Here is a 17,927-nt window from a genome sequence, read left to right as displayed (position 1 = left end):
CATGGGCGCCTATATTCTAAGACGCTTGTTGCTGATCATTCCGACCCTTCTGGGCATCATGATCGTCAACTTCACGCTGGTACAATTCGTGCCTGGCGGTCCGGTCGAGCAGATCATTGCGCAGATCGAAGGACAGGGTGATGTTTTCGCCGGATTTGCAGGTGCGGGCGATGCCGGCGCGGGTTCAGAACCGGCGGGCGGTGTTTTCGACGACAAATATGTCGGTGCGAGGGGCCTGCCGCCCGAGTTCATTGCTGAACTTGAAAAGGAATTCGGCTTCGACAAACCGCCTCTTGAACGGTTCCTGATCATGATGGGCAACTATCTGACGCTGGACTTCGGCGAGAGCTATTTCCGCTCGATCAGCGTGATTGAACTTGTACTTGAAAAAATGCCGGTCTCAATCTCGCTGGGCCTGTGGTCGACCCTGATTGCTTATCTGGTTTCTATTCCGCTGGGCATTCGCAAAGCGATCAAGGATGGTTCGCGGTTCGATACCTGGACCAGCGGTGCGATCATCGTGGCCTACGCAATTCCGGGCTTCCTGTTTGCCATTCTGCTACTGGTGCTTTTCGCCGGTGGATCCTATTGGCAGATCTTCCCACTGCGTGGCCTAACCTCGGACAACTGGGACAGCCTTAGTTTCTTCGGTAAGATCGCAGATTACTTCTGGCACATCGCGCTACCGACTATTGCTCTGACGATCTCGGCCTTTGCGACGTTGACGCTGCTGACCAAAAACTCGTTCCTGGATGAGATCAAAAAGCAATATGTCATGACCGCCCGCGCCAAAGGCCTGAGCGAACGCAAGGTGCTGTATGGCCATGTGTTCCGCAACGCGATGCTGATCGTCATAGCCGGATTTCCGGCCGTGTTCATCGGTGTGTTCTTTGGAGGTTCGATCATCATCGAAACGATCTTCTCACTTGATGGTCTGGGTCGTCTTGGGTTTGAGGCTGCCGTGGCGCGGGATTACCCGGTGATCTTCGGCACGCTGTTCATCTTTGGCCTGATGGGCCTGGTCGTCGGCATCATCAGCGACCTGATGTATGTGCTGGTCGACCCGCGCATCGATTTCGAAAAGCGGGAGGGGTAAATGGCATTGTCCCCCCTGAACCAGCGCCGCTGGAGCAATTTCTGCCGCAACAGGCGCGCTTTCTGGTCGTTGATCGTTTTCTCAGTGCTGTTCGGCCTGTCGCTGTTTGCCGAGTTTATCGCCAACGACAAACCGATTCTGGTGAAATACCGGGGTGAGTTCTATACGCCGGTCTTCAACTTCTACGCGGAAACCGATTTTGGCGGAGACTTCCAGACAGAGGCGATCTATCGCGACCCCGAGGTTCAGTGCCTGATAGACAGCGGCGGCCTTGAAGACTGTTTTGACGATCCTGAAGGCATAATCGAACAGATCGACGCCGGTACGTTCCAGGCGGAAGGATTCGAACGTGGCTGGTCGCTTTGGCCGTTGATCCCTTATTCCTATAACACATCGGTCGATCGCCCCGGGGCTGCGCCATTGCCACCCAACAGCCAGAACCTCCTGGGGACAGATGACACCAAACGCGACGTTCTTGCCCGCGTGATCTACGGTTTCCGCCTGTCGATCCTTTTCACGCTGATCGTGACGGGCGCCGCCAGTCTGATCGGTATTTTCGCCGGTGCCATACAGGGCTTCTTCGGCGGTTGGCTGGATCTGATCTTTCAGCGGATCATCGAGGTCTGGTCAGCGACACCGTCGCTTTATGTCATCATCATCATGTTTGCGGTGTTGGGGCGAAGTTTCTGGCTGCTGGTCGCGTTGATGATCCTGTTCAGTTGGACCGGACTGGTTGGCGTGGTACGTGCCGAATTCCTGCGGGCGCGGAACCTTGAATATGTGCGCGCTGCGCGGGCGCTGGGCGTGGGCAACATGACCATTATGTTCCGCCACATGCTGCCGAACGCGATGGTGGCCACGCTGACCTTTATGCCCTTCATCGTCACGGGCACCATAGGTGGTCTGGCTTCGCTGGATTATCTGGGTTTTGGCCTTCCCTCTTCGGCCCCTTCGCTGGGAGAGCTTACCTTGCAGGCGAAACAGAACCTGCAGGCCCCATGGCTGGCCTTCACGACCTTTTTCACCTTTGCCATCATGCTGTCCCTGCTGGTCTTTATTTTTGAAGGCGTGCGGGATGCGTTCGATCCCAGAAAGACCTTCTCATGAGCCTGCTGGATGTAAACAACCTGAAGGTTTCTTTCCGGCAGGACGGTCAGATCAGTGCTGCGGTTCGGGGCGTGTCGTTCCATGTCGATCGCGGGGAAACCGTGGCGCTTGTGGGCGAATCCGGGTCGGGTAAATCCGTCACTGCGCTCAGCACGGTATCGTTGCTGGGCGACAGCGCGATCGTTGAGGGATCCGTCACCTATGACGGGCAGGAGATGATCGGCGCCTCGGAGCAACGCCTGATGGATGTGCGGGGCAATGACATCAGCTTTATTTTCCAGGAGCCAATGACATCGCTGAACCCGTTGCACACGATCCAGAAGCAGATGGCGGAATCGCTGGCCCTGCATCAGGGGGTGTCGGGCGATGTCGCGCGCGAACGGATTCTCGAACTGTTGAACAAGGTCGGTATCCGCGACCCCGAAGACAGGCTGGACAGCTATCCGCACCAGTTGTCGGGTGGACAGCGGCAGCGGGTGATGATCGCCATGGCACTGGCGAACAAGCCGGACATCCTGATCGCCGATGAGCCGACGACGGCGTTGGATGTAACCATTCAGGCACAGATCCTCGAGTTGCTGGCCGATCTTCAGAAATCCGAAAACATGGGGATGCTGTTCATCACCCATGATCTGGGCATTGTGCGCCGGATCGCTGATCGGGTCTGCGTGATGAAGGATGGCGAGATTGTCGAAACCGGAGTTACGCGGGAGATTTTCGACAACCCGCAGCATCCCTATACCCGCAAACTTCTGGCGGCCGAACCGTCGGGTCAGCCTGACGCCGTTGCAACAGATGCGGAAGAAGTCGCGCGTACCGATCATTTGAAAGTCTGGTTCCCGATCCAGCGCGGGTTTCTGAAACGGACGGTTGGCTATGTGAAGGCGGTGAATGACGCCTCGCTGAGTGTACGCGCGGGTGAGACTTTGGGGATTGTGGGCGAAAGCGGGTCTGGCAAGACCACGCTGGCACTGGCTCTCATGAGGTTGATCGCGTCCGAAGGCGGCATCACCTTCCGCGATCAGGATGTGCGAAAATGGTCCACGCGAGAACTGCGCCGGCTGCGCAAGGATATGCAGATCGTGTTTCAGGACCCGTTTGGCAGCCTCAGCCCACGTATGACATGCCAGCAGATCATCGCGGAAGGTCTGGCTATTCACAACGTTGATCCTCATCGCGCGCCGCGCGAACTGGTCGCTGAGGTGATGACCGAGGTGGGCCTGGATCCTGAGGCCATGGATCGGTATCCGCACGAGTTTTCGGGCGGGCAGCGTCAGCGCATCGCGATTGCGCGGGCGATGGTTCTGCGACCGAAGCTGCTGGTACTGGATGAACCGACCAGCGCGCTGGACATGACGGTTCAGGTTCAGATCGTCGATCTGCTGCGCGATCTGCAAAAGAAATACGGGCTGGCTTATCTGTTCATCAGCCATGACCTGAAAGTTGTACGGGCGATGTCGCACAAGGTGATCGTCATGCGAAATGGGGATGTGGTTGAAATGGGCACGGCAGAGGATTTGTTCGAAAATGCCCAGACCGACTATACCCGTGAACTGATAGCGGCGGCGGGCTGAAACCAGCCCGCCAAATTCAGTGTATCAAGCGCTTGCCTTTTCTTTGGTCGTCGCCTTGGGCGTTGGCCCGCGCAGTTCCTCATAGTGGTCAAAGCTCAGCTTAACCCATCCAGTGCCGCGCGTGGCGCTTGCGAGTGTGCGATGCAATTCATCCTCGGCAACGGCGGGAATCAGAGCGTTGAAGATCTCCCAGCCTGATGCGTTGGGATTGCCTTCAAATCCCAGAACTTGCCCTTGCAGAGAGCTGATTGTTGGCACGAGATCGCCCACAAAATAGGATGGCAGGTGGATTTCAGCATTCAGGATCGGCTGTAAAACAACCGGTTTGGCCTGAGGCAGCGCTTCGCGCACGGCGTTCTTGCCTGCGGTGCGGAAGGCATAGTCGGAACTATCTACGTTGTGGTGTTTCCCGTCTTTCAGTGTCACTTTGACATCGACTACGGGAAAGCCTTCGGGGCCTTGCTCCAGCGCGTCCTTGGCTCCGTGTTCCACTGACGGGATGTAGTTCTTGGGAACCGCTCCGCCTTTGACCACCTCTTCGAACTGGAACCCCGATCCGCGTGGCAGGGGCGCGACCGAGATCACCACATCCGCGAACTGCCCAGCCCCGCCGGATTGTTTGCGATGCCGGTGGCGATATTCGACAGGTTTTCGAATGGTTTCACGATAGGCGGTTTCGACCTGATCGGCTTGAATCTCGATCCCGAAATCCTCGGCCAGCTTGGTGGTCACGCGTCGCATGTGCTGCGGACCTTGAGAACCAAGAACGGCGTGGCCGCTCAGCTCATCCTGTTGCAGGTGAAGGCCGGGGTCGATTTCGGCCAGACGGCTCAGGGCGTTGGAGAGGCGCACATCGTCCCGCTCATGCACTGGTGAGACGATCTGGCGATGCGCCACTGGATGCGAGGACGCCCATTCCGGCAGCTCCGTCGCTGAATTGCTGTCATATATGTAACAAGGGTTGAGGTGATCGGACTTCACTGCCAGACCAATCTGCCCGGCCTCCAGTGTCGCGATTTGGGTTTTGGCATCCAGCGTTGTCAGGTTGCCGACGGTCTCACCGCCCAAGGCCTCATGGGCTTGCACGCCGTCCCCAAGGCCGCGCAGAACGACGATTTTTCCGATGTGTTTTTTGACATCTGCAAAACCGGCAATGGCGCGGGCGCTGTCTGCGGCCTCGTCGCGCCCGGCGGCGATATCAAACTCGGGGGCTTCGTGCCGTAGCGCTTTCATCAGGCGCGTCAGCCCGTTGCCGTGGCTCGCGGCCCCCAGGCAGGCGGGGATCAACTGGTGATTCTGTAGGACCTGCGCGGCCAGGTCATAAACTTCGTCACTTGGCGGCAGTTTGTCTTCGATCAATTGCTCCAGAAGGGTGTCATCGAAATCGGACAAGGTCTCAAGCAGCTCGGTTCGGGCCTCCTGCTCACGGTCTTCGACGGATTTAGGCAGTTCGATCAGGGCCGAGGGTTGGCCCTCCTGATACTTCCAGGCCCGTTCCGAGATCAGATCGACCGCCCCGATGATCGTATCTCCTTCGCGGATCGGCACTTGACGCAGGGCGATGTGATGGGTGCAATATGTTTGAAGTGAGGCGATGATATCGCGGATGCGGCCGTTGGGATTGTCCATCCGGTTGATGAACAGAAAACAAGGGATGCCGGCCTCTTCTACCAGTCGCAGGTAGGGCGCGCACAATACTGCGGCATTCGGGTCGGGGGGCACGACAACCACGGCGGCGTCCGATATTGCCATTGCGGGTCCGACATAGGCCAGAGCATCGCCGCCCCCGTCAACGTCGATCGCGCACCAGGGCTCGTCCAAGTAAGAAAAACCGTGCAAATGCACGGTTCCGGAAACATCGAATGTGGTGGGGCGCCCGTCGAGGCGGCTGATAGCCTCGACAAGCGTAGATTTGCCCGATTGGCTGGGCCCGAGGACGGTAAAAACGCGCATGAGTGTTGTCCCTCTTTCAGGTTGCAGATTGGCTGCACGAAAGGGACCGACCGACGCGTTGGCGCCGACAAGGATTGTCTGTATTTTGCCCGCCTCAGGCCGCAGGGCAAGATGCCACCCTACAGTATGAGTGTGGGAAAAACCGCAGGCGTGCGTCAAGCCCCTGATGTGTTTTGCGCGTCACGGGCCGAATGTTGCCCGTAGAAAAGGGTCAGATGGCTGAGCTGTGCCCGGCTTTGCTGAGGTCATAGGCATCAAAGCTACGGGCGATCATCCGAGTCAGCGCACGCGCTTCGGGCGGCACGAAAAGCCCGTCTTCGGTGATCTGCAGCATTCCGTCGAAGGATGCATTGGCTGCGCGATACATCTCGTCCAGTTCAGCGGCCGATACATCGTGATCCCGCAGGATTTCCGCCGTGTCGATTTTGAAATCGCACATCAGTGCCTCGATCAGGCGGGCACGCAGAATGTCCTGACCTTTAAAGAGGTGCCCTCGGGATGTTGAAAACTGCCCATTGCGAATGGCTTTGGTATGGGCAGAGGTGGCCGGAGCGTTCTGCGCATAACCTTGCGGAAATCGCGAGATCGAGCTGGCCCCGACACCAATCAGTATATCGGCCTGATCGTCGGTATAGCCCTGGAAGTTCCGCTTGAGGCGGCCCGCGTGCAAAGCGTGGGTAAGCCCGTCATCCTGAGTGGCGAAATGGTCGATGCCTATCTCGGCATAATTGTCCCAAAGGAACAAACGCCGGGCCGTGTCGAACAACTCGAGGCGCTGTTCCGGTGTGGGCAGGGCGTCCGAAGGAATCAGCTGCTGCCGCTTGGCCATCCAAGGCACATGGGCATAGCCGTAAAGCGCCACGCGATCCGGGCTGAGCGACAGGAGTTTCTGTACGCTTTCCGTCATGCGCGCCTTGGTCTGATGCGGCAGACCGTAAAGAATATCCGCATTCAGGCTGGTGATGCCACGTTCGCGGATCATGTCGATGGCATCGCGTGTTGTGTCGTAGCTTTGGATGCGGCCGATGGTTTTCTGAATTTCGTCATCGAAATCCTGCACTCCGATCGAGGCACGGTTCATGCCCGCGTCTGCCAGCGCATCCAGACGCGCCTCATCAATCTCGTTCGGATCGATCTCGACCGAGAATTCGGCATCAGGCCCCATGGGCACGATACCCAGGATGTGTTGTGCTAATTCGCGCATCAGTTGGGCGTTCAGCAACGTTGGCGTGCCGCCGCCCCAATGCAGGCGCGACAGAACCACACCTTCGGGCAAGCGTGCTGCCAGAAGATCCAGTTCGGCCTTCAGAACGTCGGCATAGGCGATCACCGGATTGTCGGTTTGTGTCCCTTGTGTCCGGCAGGCACAGAACCAGCAAAGCCTGCGGCAGAATGGGACATGGACGTACAGCGAAACAGCACTGCCGGGTGTGATCCCGGAAATCCAGTCGCCAAACATATCTGCTCCCACGTCGTTGCTGAAGTGGGGGGCGGTGGGGTAGCTTGTGTAACGCGGTACTTTCGCGTCAAATAGTCCAAGCTTTGCCAATTGTGGTTTCACTATCATGGCGATACCCTTAGGCGACAGATGACATAGGTGCTTTGATGGAGATCAAGTGGGAACGCGCATGACAGTAAAAGCACAATTTGACCATTCAAATTGCGGAGATTGCCCGATACGTCATCGTGCCGTCTGCGCTCGCTGTGATGCTGACGAGCTGGAAGAGCTTGAAAGCATTAAGTATTATCGCAGTTTCGAGGCGGGTCAGACGATCATCTGGTCTGGGGATCCGATGAGTTTTGTCGGCTCGGTTGTGGCCGGAATTGCATCGTTGACTCAGACGATGGAAGATGGACGCACCCAGATGGTTGGTCTGCTGCTGCCCAGCGACTTCGTCGGCCGCCCGGGTCGCGATACAGCACCTTACGATGTTCAGGCGACGACGGATGTCGTGATGTGTTGTTTCCGCAAGAAACCATTCGAAGAGATGATGGACCAAACCCCGCATATCGCCCATCGCCTTTTACAGATGACTTTGGACGAGCTTGATGCCGCACGCGAGTGGATGCTGGTTCTGGGGCGAAAGACCGCGCGTGAGAAGATTGCCAGCCTGCTGTCAATTATTGCTCGCCGGGACGCATCGGTAGGTCAAAAAGGTCTGTCAGGCACTATCGTTTTCGATCTGCCGCTGACCCGAGAAGCCATGGCGGATTATCTGGGCCTGACGCTCGAGACGGTCAGTCGCCAGATATCGGCTTTGAGAAAAGACGGGGTGATAACGCTTGAAGGCAAGCGGCACGTGACCATCCCCGATCTGGGTCGCCTGATGGAAGAGGCGGGCGACGATTCGGATGGCGGTTTTCTGGTTTAACGTGAACCACATATAAAAAGTGACAACCGGCGCAGCGTTTGTTGCGGGATTGTCCAACTTAGGAGCACGGCATGGAATTCAGCAGTTTGTTGGCAATGCTGTTGATCGGCGCAATCGCCGGTTGGCTGTCTGGCAAGATCATGGAAGGCCGGGGGTTCGGTCTTTTCGGCAACATCATTGTCGGAATCGTCGGCGCGTTTCTTGCGGGGTTGGTTTTTCCGGCACTTGGATTTGCCGTTGGCGGCGGCCTGCTGTCGTCTATCTTCTTTGCAACAGTAGGCGCCGTGATCCTGTTGTTCCTGATAGGCCTCATTCGCAGAGGATGACAAAAGCCGCCAAGTCAGGCGGCTTTTGAATGGCGGATCAATGGGCAAGGAATACGGGAACAGTTGACTGCTCCAGCATGTTGCGGGTTGCTCCACCCAGAATGGCCTCGCGGAAACGGGAATGGCCATAGGCACCCATCACGATCAGATCCGATTCTGTATCGGATGCGTGGCGGTTGAGAATATCCGACACGCGCGTCATGCTTTTGCTCAGCACATCAATCTCACATTTGACCCCGTGACGGGCCAGCATCTGTGACAGCATTCCGCCCGGATCAGACCGGTCGGGCCCATGGCGGGGAGGGTCGATGACCACGATTCGGACCAGCTCGGCCTGTTTCAGGAAGGGCAGGGCGTGACGAATGGCGCACATGGCCTCTACGCTTTCGTTCCAACCTATCATGATATTGCGCGGCACCGTCAGGGGTTTGACGTCGTCCGGTACGACCAGAACCGGGCAATGCCCCTCGAACATGGCGGCCTCAACGATGGGCTCGGCTTCGGCCCCACGGTCTTTGCCGTAGGGGTGCGGCAGGATCACCAGATCGGAAAACCGTGCCCTATGTGCAACGTGGCGTCCTATATCAGCAATTTGCGCGACGCCATGCTCGGCGGACCAGCGAACGCCGGACTTGCCAAGGTAATCATTGGCAAAGGACAACAACTCCTTGGCCTCGGCGTTGGCTCGGCTCAGTGTTTCCTGAACAATGAGCGCATTGGCACCCGCATAGTAATAACCTGTCTGACTGCGATCGACCCCAAGGCACAGGGCTTCGGCATGGGCATCCTGAGATTGTGCCAAAGCCACCATCTGCGCCAGAGCGGCGGGTGCTGTCTTGGTTTCGGTCATGACAGTGAGTAGAGATTTGTAAGTCATTGCGACCTCATGATTCGGGCATTTGGTCTCATGTGACCAGTTGGCCTATTTCCTCTACAATGCGTGTCACAGAAAACGCAGAACTGTCTTGATACAGATCAAAGCAGCAATAGCCGCCGTGCTTCAGAACGGCAGCCAGTCAAATGGGTTTCGCGCGTCATAAGAACCAAAAGCGCGCGGAGCATGGCAAAGGGACGCAATATGTCGAATTACATCAAGCTGATCGTGCTTGGTCTGATCGCGCTGTTTGCAGCGATCGGAACCAATTATGCACGCGATTTGGCGTATCAGGTACATGCGCTGCTGGTGATGCTTATCGCCGGTGGCTTGTTTATCTGGACGCTTCGAAACACTGACGAGCCAGATATTCTAGTCGACCGCTCGGGCGAATACATGGATGACGTGATCCGTTATGGCGTGATCGCAACCGCCTTCTGGGGCGTTGTCGGGTTCCTGGCCGGGACCTTCATCGCGTTTCAGCTTGCCTTTCCGGTGCTGAACTTTGAATGGGCACAGGGTTATCTGAATTTCGGTCGTTTGCGTCCGCTGCACACGTCGGCGGTGATTTTTGCCTTTGGTGGCAATGCGTTGATCGCAACCTCATTCTATGTCGTGCAACGTACCAGCGCCGCGCGCTTGTGGGGCGGCAACCTGGCGTGGTTCGTATTCTGGGGTTATCAGCTGTTCATCGTGCTGGCCGCGACCGGCTATGTTCTGGGCGGTACTCAGTCGAAGGAATATGCCGAGCCTGAATGGTATGTCGATCTTTGGCTGACCATTGTCTGGGTCGCCTATCTGGCGGTCTACTTGGGCACGATCATTAAGCGGAAAGAACCCCATATCTATGTAGCCAACTGGTTCTATCTGGCCTTTATCGTCACCGTTGCGATGCTGCACTTGGTCAACAACATGACCGTTCCTGTCAGCATTTGGGGTTCGAAATCGGTCATCGTCTGGTCGGGCGTACAAGACGCCATGATCCAGTGGTGGTACGGCCACAACGCGGTGGGTTTCTTCCTGACTGCGGGTTTTCTGGGCATGATGTACTATTTCATCCCGAAACAGGCCGAGCGCCCGGTATTCTCGTACAAGCTGTCGATCATCCACTTCTGGGCACTGATCTTCCTGTATATCTGGGCCGGTCCGCACCACCTTCACTATACCGCGCTGCCTGACTGGGCTTCGACGCTGGGCATGGTGTTCTCGGTGATCCTGTGGATGCCGTCCTGGGGTGGTATGATCAACGGTCTGATGACCTTGTCGGGTGCATGGGACAAACTGCGCACCGACCCGGTGATCCGGATGATGGTGATTTCGGTTGGCTTTTACGGCATGTCCACCTTCGAAGGCCCGATGATGTCGATCCGCGCGGTGAACTCGCTGTCGCACTACACCGACTGGACCATTGGCCACGTGCACTCGGGCGCGCTGGGCTGGAACGGTATGATCACCTTTGGTGCGTTGTACTTCTTGGTGCCCGTCCTGTGGAAACGGGAACGCCTGTACTCGCTGCAGATGGTCAGCTGGCACTTCTGGCTCGCCACCATCGGCATCGTGCTCTACGCCGCGTCGATGTGGGTGACCGGTATCATGGAAGGCCTGATGTGGCGCGAAGTGGATGCCAACGGCTTCCTGGTGAACTCGTTCGCCGACACCGTGGCTGCCAAGTTCCCGATGTACGTGGTGCGTGCTCTGGGTGGCGTAATGTTCGTCGCTGGTGCTGTGATCATGTGCTACAACCTGTGGATGACTGTGCGGAAAGCGCCGGCCAAAGAGGCCAGCCTGACCGTCGCGGTCCCGGCTGAATAAGGAGGGCCGGAGCAATGGCAATTCTCGACAAACACAAGATCCTCGAGACCAACGCGACCCTCCTGCTGATCTTCAGCTTTCTGGTCGTAACCATCGGTGGCCTGGTGCAGATCACCCCGTTGTTCTATCTTGAGAACACCATCGAGAAGGTGGAGGGCATGCGCCCTTACACCCCTCTCGAGATGGCGGGGCGTGAGATCTATATCCGCGAAGGCTGCTACACCTGCCACAGCCAGATGATTCGCCCGATGCGGGACGAGGTCGAACGCTACGGTCACTACTCGCTGGCGGCGGAATCGATGTACGATCACCCGTTCCAGTGGGGATCCAAACGGACCGGCCCTGATCTGGCCCGTGTCGGTGGCCGCTATTCGGACCAATGGCAGGTCGATCACCTGCGGAATCCGCAGTCCGTGGTGCCGGAATCGGTGATGCCGAAATACGGCTTTCTTGAGCATCGTAAAATTGACGGCAAGTACATCGGCGATGTAATGGCCACCAATGCTCTGGTCGGGACTCCTTACACCGAAGAGATGCTGGAAAACGCGCAAGCAGATTTCCTTGCTCAGGCTGACCCCGACAGCGACTATGACGGGCTGTTGGAGCGCTATGGTGACAAGGTCAATGTACGCAACTTTGACGGCCAGCCCGAGCTGACCGAAGCTGATGCGTTGGTTGCCTATCTTCAGATGCTGGGCACGTTGGTCGATTTTTCGACCTTCACCCCGGACGCAAGCCGCTAAAGGAGAATCGTGATGGAAGAATACACAATTCTCAGGCAGTTCGCGGATAGCTGGATGCTGTTGTTGTTGTTCGCCTTCTTCGTTGGCATCGTCATCTGGGTTTTCCGCCCCGGTGCCAGTAAGGAATACAACGACACCGCCAACATCCCGTTCCGGCATCAAGACAAACCCGCCACATCCAAGGAGGCGCGGAAATGAGCAAGACACCTGAAAAACAGCCGGGTGATCCGAACACAACCGGGCACAGCTGGGACGGGATCGAAGAGTTCGACAACCCGATGCCGCGCTGGTGGCTGTGGACATTCTATGTGACCATTATCTGGGGCGTGATCTACACGATCATGTATCCAGCATGGCCCTTGGTGCAGTCGGCAACCGCTGGCGTCATGGGATGGTCTTCGCGGGCTTTGGTCCAGCAGGAGATGGTCGCATTCGAAGAGGCAAACGCACCCTGGAATGCCAAGCTGGTGGAAACTCCGCTGGAAGACATCGCGAAGGACGCTGAACTTCAGCAATATGCCGTGAACTCCGGTGGTGCCGTGTTCCGTACCTGGTGCGCACAGTGCCACGGTTCCGGTGCACAGGGCGCGCCTGGTTTCCCGAACCTGCTGGATGACGCCTGGCTCTGGGGGGGGACGATGGAAGACATCGTCTACACTGTCAACTATGGTATCCGGAACGAAGAAAGCGACGATGCACGCTATTCCGAGATGCCTGCCTTCGGTGAAATCCTCGAGGATGATGAAATCACGCAGGTGGTTCAGTATGTCATGTCGCTGAGCAACGCACAGACCGACGATGCGGCGGCTGAGGCGGGCAAGGTTGTCTTCGAAGACAACTGCGCGTCCTGTCACGGCGAAGATGGTACGGGTGACATCTTCCAGGGGGCACCGAACCTGACCGACGCTATCTGGCTATATGGTGGCAGCGAAGAGACTCTGACTGAAACTGTGACCTACAGCCGCTTTGGCGTCATGCCGAACTGGGATACCCGCCTGACCGAGGCGCAGATCCGTGCGGTATCCGCCTATGTCCACCAGTTGGGTGGTGGTCAGTAAGACCTAGAGGGCAACCTTCGGGCGGTTCGCCGCCCGAAGGCTGTAGCACCGGCTGTTCCATCTGTTCGCGCGTTTCCTGAACAGCCGGTGCTCTTTTACACTACTTTCCTGTTGTATTGCCATTCAGTTCTGCGCAACGAGGTCTGCTCATATGCGTTGGGGTGGGGCGCAATCTCGGGCTGCGACAATTGGTCGGGACTCAGAGAGCCGCGCGTGCTCGATGCGGTTGGGTTCAAGCCACAAGCAGATTTTTCGCCAAAACCAGCTGAAAATCGGGTAAAATACACCATTTCCAGCGCGGGCAATATGGGCTGATCTTCAAAAGATGTTTGCTCGATGCGCTTTTTGACCCATGTCAAAGTTCGCCCATGCATGATCTGGAACAAGACGTCTTCAGAAGACCCATTTGTGGAGCCAGCCAGTGAGCGATTCCGACCCCGCCCCCAGCCTTTACGCCGCGCGTGAACCGATCTTTCCAAGACGTGTTTCGGGGCCGTTTCGAAACCTGAAATGGATTATTCTTATTGTGACGCTGGGCATCTACTACGTGACGCCCTGGATCAGATGGGATCGTGGTCCCAGCCTGCCGGATCAGGCTGTTCTGTTGGATCTGGCAAATCGGCGTTTCTATTTTTTCTGGATCGAAATCTGGCCGCACGAATTTTACTTTGTCGCCGGTCTGCTGATCATGGCGGGTTTGGGCCTGTTTCTGTTCACGTCAGCTCTGGGTCGCGTGTGGTGCGGGTATGCATGCCCGCAGACCGTCTGGACGGATCTGTTTATTCTGGTCGAGCGCTGGATTGAAGGTGACAGAAACGCCCGCCTGCGCCTGCACCGTCAGGAAAAGCTCGATTTCCGCAAAGCTCGTTTGCGGGTCACCAAATGGACGGTCTGGTTTCTGATCGGTCTGGCAACGGGCGGTGCCTGGGTGTTCTACTTCGCGGATGCACCGACGCTGGCCCGTGATCTTGTGACGGGCAACGCGCATCCCGTCGCCTACACGACGATGCTGATCTTGACGGGTACAACTTTCTTCTTCGGCGGGTTCGCCCGTGAGCAGATCTGTATTTACGCGTGCCCATGGCCGCGCATTCAGGCGGCAATGATGGATGAGGACACGCTAGTTGTCGGCTATCGCGAGTGGCGGGGTGAGCCGCGCGGCAAAGGCAAGCGGACGGCGGATTCAGAATTGGGGGATTGTATCGACTGTATGGCTTGCGTGAATGTCTGTCCTGTCGGTATCGATATCCGGGATGGTCAGCAGTTGGAATGCATCACCTGTGCCCTGTGCATCGACGCTTGTGACGACATGATGGCCAAGATCGGCAAACCACGAGGGCTGATCGACTACATGGCGTTGAGTGATGAAGCCCATGAGCGATCCGGCGAACCCCCCAAGAATGTCTGGAAGCACATTCTGAGGCCACGTACGATCATGTACACCGCATTATGGGCGCTGGTCGGATTCGGGCTTCTGTTTGCACTGTTCATCCGTTCTGACATCGATCTGACGGTCGCGCCGGTGCGTAACCCCACTTTCGTCACCCTGTCGGACGGAACAATCCGCAACACGTATGACGTTCGTCTTCGCAACAAGCACGGTGAAGACCGTCTGTTCAAACTGTCTTTGGCGGGCGATCCGGCGATGCGACTGGAAATTGAGGGAACCAAGATCGATACTGTGAATGTCACGGCGGATACGGCACAATTGACCCGTGTATATATCATAGCTCCTCGCGACAGCGGTCCGGCCGCAGCAGAGGCGACACCAGTGCGGATCTGGGTCGAAGACCTCAGCAGCGGCGAACGCGCATACAAGGACACCACGTTTAATGGACGAGGGAACTGATCATGGCCGAACGTAAATTCACCGGAAAGCACGCTTTGGCCGTGTTTGTCGGCGCTTTTGGCGTGATCATCGCGGTGAACCTCGTGCTGGCCTACAATGCCGTGAAGACGTTTCCCGGGCTCGAGGTGAAGAACTCCTATGTCGCCAGTCAGGAGTTCAATGAGAGATTGCAAGAACAGCGGGCGCTGGGCTGGACCGTTCGGGCGGAAACCAAAGGTGGTCTTCTGATCCTTCACATTACCGACGAAAGCGGTGTACCGGTTCAGGTGAGTGAATTGCAGGCGGTGGTTGGCCGGGCAACCCATGTACGCGACGACTTCGTACCCGACTTTACGTTCGACGGTACCGCCTATGCCACGCCTGCCACTTTGGGTAAGGGCAACTGGAATATCCGATTGGTGGCGCGTGACGGAAGCGGTGCCGAATTCTCGCAGCGCGTTCCGCTGTACGTGAAGGGGTAAGCATGACGGCTCAGCTTTCATCCGGTACAGCAGCCTGCCCGGGCTGCCTTGCGGCCCCGGCAGAACCGCCCCGGCCCGTACCGGAGGATGTACAGATCGCTTTGTCGCTGCCGGGCATTCATTGCTCGGCCTGTATCGCGACGGTCGAGCGTGAACTGAACGCGCACCCCGGCGTCGAAGATGCCCGGGTGAATCTGACGCTCAAACGCGCGATGATAAAAGCCACGCCGGAAACGCGCGCAAGCGATCTGATCCCGGTGCTTGAACAGGCGGGATTCGAAGCACATGAGCTTGATCCGGGGGTTTTGTCCGCAACGCAGACGGACAAGGCCGGTCGTGATCTTCTGATGCGCCTGGCCGTGGCCGGGTTTGCATCCATGAACGTGATGTTGCTGTCGGTTTCGGTCTGGTCCGGTGCGACGGATGCAACGCGGGACATGTTCCACTGGATTTCAGCGGCCATTGCGCTGCCGGCCATTGCGTTCTCGGCCCAGCCGTTCTTTGTCAATGCCTGGAGCGCCCTGCGCGTGCGACGGCTGAATATGGATGTACCGATTGTACTGGCGATCCTGTTGGCGCTGATCACATCGCTGTGGGAAACCGCGTTGAGCGGCGAGCATGCCTATTTCGACGCTGCTCTGACATTGACCTTCTTTCTGCTGGCGGGACGGTATCTTGATTACCGTACCCGTGCTGCGGCGCGATCAGCGGCCGAGGAATTGACAGCGTTGGAAGTTCCCCGCGCCATTCGTGTGGTCGATGGGGCCGAAGACGAGGTTCCCGTTGCCGAGTTGCATGTCGGAGATCTGGTCCTTGTGCGACCGGGTGGGCGCATGCCGGTGGACGGCCAGATCGTGTCGGGCCAGTCCGAACTGGATCGATCCCTTCTGACAGGCGAGACGGTGCCAGTCTTTGCCGAAGCCGGGCAGGTTGTGAGCGCGGGTGAAGTCAACCTGACGGGTCCGTTGACAATCCGGGCAACGGCGGTCGGGGAAGACACGTCGCTCCATCGCATGGCTGATCTTGTAGCCATCGCCGAGTCTGGCCGGTCCCGCTATACCTCGTTGGCCGACAAGGCCGCCAAGCTCTATGCGCCCGGGGTTCATATTCTGTCGGCGCTCAGCTTTGTTGGGTGGTACATCTATTCCGGTGACTTGCGCACGGCACTGAACATCGCGGCGGCTGTTCTGATTATTACCTGCCCCTGCGCGTTGGGTTTGGCCGTGCCAGCGGTAACAACGGCCGCGTCGGGTCGGTTGTTCCGCAAGGGAATGCTGATCAAGCACGCCACTGCACTGGAGCGGTTGTCCGAAGCCGACACAGTTGTATTCGACAAGACGGGCACCCTGACATCCGGCGTACCGGAACTGGTCAATCTGGCAGACCATGCCCGCGCCAAGGTCGAGGTCGCTCTGGCGCTGGCCGAGGCTTCTGCGCATCCCTTGTCCGTGTCATTGGCAAAAGCGGCGCGTGCGGCAGGGATCAAACCAGCAAGTGTTCGAGGAATAGCCGAGGTTCCCGGCTATGGCACCGAGGGCGAGTTCCGTGGCCAACGTGTTCGTCTGGGTCGGGCGGCCTGGGTCGGCGCGGATCAGGGCACCAATACTTCGGCCTGGCTGGCAATCGGCGAAGACGCACCCGTGGCCTTCCGATTCTCGGACGCCTTGCGCCCGGGCGCCGCTGAGGCGGTAGATGCGCTGCGCGCTTCGGGCAAGCAGGTGCTTCTGATTTCAGGAGACTCGCAGGGGGCCGTGCGCGCATTGGCAGAAAAACTGGGGATCAGGGATTGGATTGCCGAGGCTTTGCCGCAGGACAAGGCAAGACGCATTCAGGATCTCAGCGATGAAGGTCACAAAGTTCTGATGGTTGGCGACGGGCTGAATGATACCGCTGCTTTGACGGCGGCGCATGTGTCGATCTCTCCGGCTTCCGCGCTGGATGCGGCACGGGTCGCGTCGGATATCGTACTGTTGGGCAATGATCTTTCGCCTATTGCGGATGCGTGCGACACGGCTGTCAAAGCCACCAGGCGCATTCGCGAAAACTTCCAGATCGCAACCGTTTACAACGTGATCGCTGTTCCTCTGGCCGTGATGGGACTGGCGACACCGCTGATCGCGGCCTTGGCGATGTCGACCTCGTCCATTACCGTGTCCCTGAACGCCCTGCGGCTGAGGTAACCTGAATGGAAGTGCTTGCCTATCTGATCCCGATTTCCCTGTTCCTGGGGGGCGTTGGTCTTGCCGCCTTTGTCTATACCGTTCGTTCGAACCAGTACGAAGACCCCGAAGGCGACGCGCGCCGGATCCTGAGCGACGAATGGGATGACAAACCCAAACCCTGAACGATTGCCCCATAGAGGCAGAGATGAACCAACTGCCCTTGAAATTGTCGCAATGCCCGGATATGTCCGGCCCATCCGCTAGCAGAGAGAAAACGCCAAATGGCCACTACCAATCCGATCCAGTTCATTCAGCAGGTCCGAGCCGAAGTCTCCAAGGTCGTCTGGCCGACCCGGCGCGAGGTGCTGTTGACCACGGTAATGGTCTTTATCATGGCCGCGCTGACGGCTGTATTTTTCGCTTTGGTCGATCTGGGTATCCGGGGCGGCCTGCAACTGATCCTGGGCGCGTTCAGCTAAGCAGTATCAGCGCGTTGATACGTCTCTGCCCCCTTGCGTCGCGCGCAATGTCAGAGTAGGT

The 17,927-nt window shown here is 57.8% G+C and carries 18 protein-coding genes; 14 read left to right on the top strand and 4 right to left on the bottom strand.

The features are described 5' to 3' along the window. The first annotated feature begins 1 nt into the window (after position 1). The 3 genes from AC2FEB_RS21050 to AC2FEB_RS21040 are packed head-to-tail and all read left to right on the top strand — an operon-like array spanning position 2 to position 3,777. Entirely contained in the window at positions 2-1,096 is a 1,095-nt protein-coding gene (locus AC2FEB_RS21050) for a microcin C ABC transporter permease YejB (protein WP_117872162.1), read from the top strand. After that, positions 1,097-2,203 carry an ABC transporter permease gene (locus AC2FEB_RS21045; protein WP_496676643.1) on the top strand — a complete coding sequence of 369 codons (1,107 nt, stop codon included), beginning with the start codon at positions 1,097-1,099 and terminating at the stop codon, positions 2,201-2,203. It begins immediately after the preceding gene. Continuing rightward, the gene (locus AC2FEB_RS21040) at positions 2,200-3,777 is read left to right on the top strand and encodes an ABC transporter ATP-binding protein (protein WP_496676644.1); all 1,578 of its coding nucleotides are present in this window, start codon (positions 2,200-2,202) and stop codon (positions 3,775-3,777) included. Before AC2FEB_RS21045 ends, AC2FEB_RS21040 begins: the two co-directional genes overlap by 4 nt. 24 nt (positions 3,778-3,801) lie before the next feature. On the opposite strand, the gene AC2FEB_RS21035 is transcribed toward AC2FEB_RS21040, so the two are convergent. Next, a complete protein-coding gene (locus tag AC2FEB_RS21035; RefSeq protein ID WP_496676646.1) occupies positions 3,802-5,730 on the bottom strand; it encodes an elongation factor G in 1,929 nt (642 codons plus the stop codon). A gap of 211 nt (positions 5,731-5,941) precedes the next feature. Then, entirely contained in the window at positions 5,942-7,297 is a 1,356-nt protein-coding gene (gene hemN, locus AC2FEB_RS21030) for an oxygen-independent coproporphyrinogen III oxidase (RefSeq protein WP_496676648.1), read from the bottom strand. A 61-nt stretch (positions 7,298-7,358) separates the two neighbouring features. Here hemN and fnrL point away from each other — a divergent pair, with 61 nt between their 5' ends. Together fnrL and AC2FEB_RS21020 are read left to right on the top strand one after the other, a co-directional pair. Further along, positions 7,359-8,102 carry a transcriptional regulator FnrL gene (fnrL, locus tag AC2FEB_RS21025; protein WP_117872172.1) on the top strand — a complete coding sequence of 248 codons (744 nt, stop codon included), beginning with the start codon at positions 7,359-7,361 and terminating at the stop codon, positions 8,100-8,102. Between the two features lie 71 nt (positions 8,103-8,173). Beyond that, positions 8,174-8,428 carry a GlsB/YeaQ/YmgE family stress response membrane protein gene (locus tag AC2FEB_RS21020; protein ID WP_117872174.1) on the top strand — a complete coding sequence of 85 codons (255 nt, stop codon included), beginning with the start codon at positions 8,174-8,176 and terminating at the stop codon, positions 8,426-8,428. A 37-nt stretch (positions 8,429-8,465) separates the two neighbouring features. Here the strand turns inward: AC2FEB_RS21020 and AC2FEB_RS21015 are convergent, their stop codons facing one another. Next, complete coding sequence (locus tag AC2FEB_RS21015; protein WP_299901754.1) at positions 8,466-9,305, bottom strand: universal stress protein; 840 nt, start codon at positions 9,303-9,305, stop codon at positions 8,466-8,468. A gap of 201 nt (positions 9,306-9,506) precedes the next feature. Here AC2FEB_RS21015 and ccoN point away from each other — a divergent pair, with 201 nt between their 5' ends. From ccoN to ccoP, 4 genes are read left to right on the top strand one after another with little or no spacing between them, the layout of a single operon-like run. Continuing rightward, positions 9,507-11,114, top strand: coding sequence for a cytochrome-c oxidase, cbb3-type subunit I (gene ccoN, locus AC2FEB_RS21010; protein WP_117872179.1), 1,608 nt, complete (start codon positions 9,507-9,509; stop codon positions 11,112-11,114). 14 nt (positions 11,115-11,128) lie between these two features. Beyond that, positions 11,129-11,857 (top strand): cytochrome-c oxidase, cbb3-type subunit II, encoded by a 729-nt coding sequence (ccoO, locus tag AC2FEB_RS21005; protein ID WP_299643353.1) that lies wholly within the window; start codon positions 11,129-11,131, stop codon positions 11,855-11,857. Between the two features lie 12 nt (positions 11,858-11,869). Then, entirely contained in the window at positions 11,870-12,055 is a 186-nt protein-coding gene (locus AC2FEB_RS21000) for a cbb3-type cytochrome c oxidase subunit 3 (protein WP_117872183.1), read from the top strand. Beyond that, positions 12,052-12,915 (top strand): cytochrome-c oxidase, cbb3-type subunit III, encoded by an 864-nt coding sequence (gene ccoP, locus AC2FEB_RS20995; RefSeq protein WP_299901761.1) that lies wholly within the window; start codon positions 12,052-12,054, stop codon positions 12,913-12,915. The genes AC2FEB_RS21000 and ccoP overlap by 4 nt, the downstream gene beginning before the upstream one ends. 95 nt (positions 12,916-13,010) lie before the next feature. Here ccoP and AC2FEB_RS20990 read toward each other — a convergent pair whose 3' ends face one another. Next, a complete protein-coding gene (locus AC2FEB_RS20990) occupies positions 13,011-13,301 on the bottom strand; it encodes a hypothetical protein (protein WP_496676654.1) in 291 nt (96 codons plus the stop codon). Positions 13,302-13,336: 35 nt separating this feature from the next. On the opposite strand from AC2FEB_RS20990, the gene ccoG reads away from it, so the two are divergent. The 5 genes from ccoG to secE all read left to right on the top strand — a co-directional run bounded on the left by ccoG (position 13,337) and on the right by secE (position 17,866). Then, positions 13,337-14,764: a cytochrome c oxidase accessory protein CcoG gene (gene ccoG, locus AC2FEB_RS20985; protein ID WP_117872189.1), complete on the top strand. Its 1,428-nt coding sequence runs from the start codon at positions 13,337-13,339 to the stop codon at positions 14,762-14,764. A gap of 2 nt (positions 14,765-14,766) precedes the next feature. Then, the gene (locus tag AC2FEB_RS20980) at positions 14,767-15,225 is read left to right on the top strand and encodes a FixH family protein (RefSeq protein WP_496676658.1); all 459 of its coding nucleotides are present in this window, start codon (positions 14,767-14,769) and stop codon (positions 15,223-15,225) included. A gap of 2 nt (positions 15,226-15,227) precedes the next feature. Beyond that, positions 15,228-17,405 carry a heavy metal translocating P-type ATPase gene (locus AC2FEB_RS20975; RefSeq protein ID WP_496676661.1) on the top strand — a complete coding sequence of 726 codons (2,178 nt, stop codon included), beginning with the start codon at positions 15,228-15,230 and terminating at the stop codon, positions 17,403-17,405. A gap of 5 nt (positions 17,406-17,410) precedes the next feature. Then, positions 17,411-17,569 carry a cbb3-type cytochrome oxidase assembly protein CcoS gene (gene ccoS / locus AC2FEB_RS20970; protein ID WP_117872195.1) on the top strand — a complete coding sequence of 53 codons (159 nt, stop codon included), beginning with the start codon at positions 17,411-17,413 and terminating at the stop codon, positions 17,567-17,569. A 99-nt stretch (positions 17,570-17,668) separates the two neighbouring features. After that, positions 17,669-17,866, top strand: a complete 198-nt coding sequence (secE, locus tag AC2FEB_RS20965) for a preprotein translocase subunit SecE (protein WP_050605011.1) — start codon at positions 17,669-17,671, stop codon at positions 17,864-17,866. The last annotated feature ends 61 nt before the right edge of the window (positions 17,867-17,927 follow it).

The sequence above is a fragment of the Ruegeria sp. YTSC106 genome (assembly GCF_059609765.1).
Note: the sequence above shows the minus strand (reverse complement) of the source record. Positions and strands in the feature narration are given on the sequence as shown.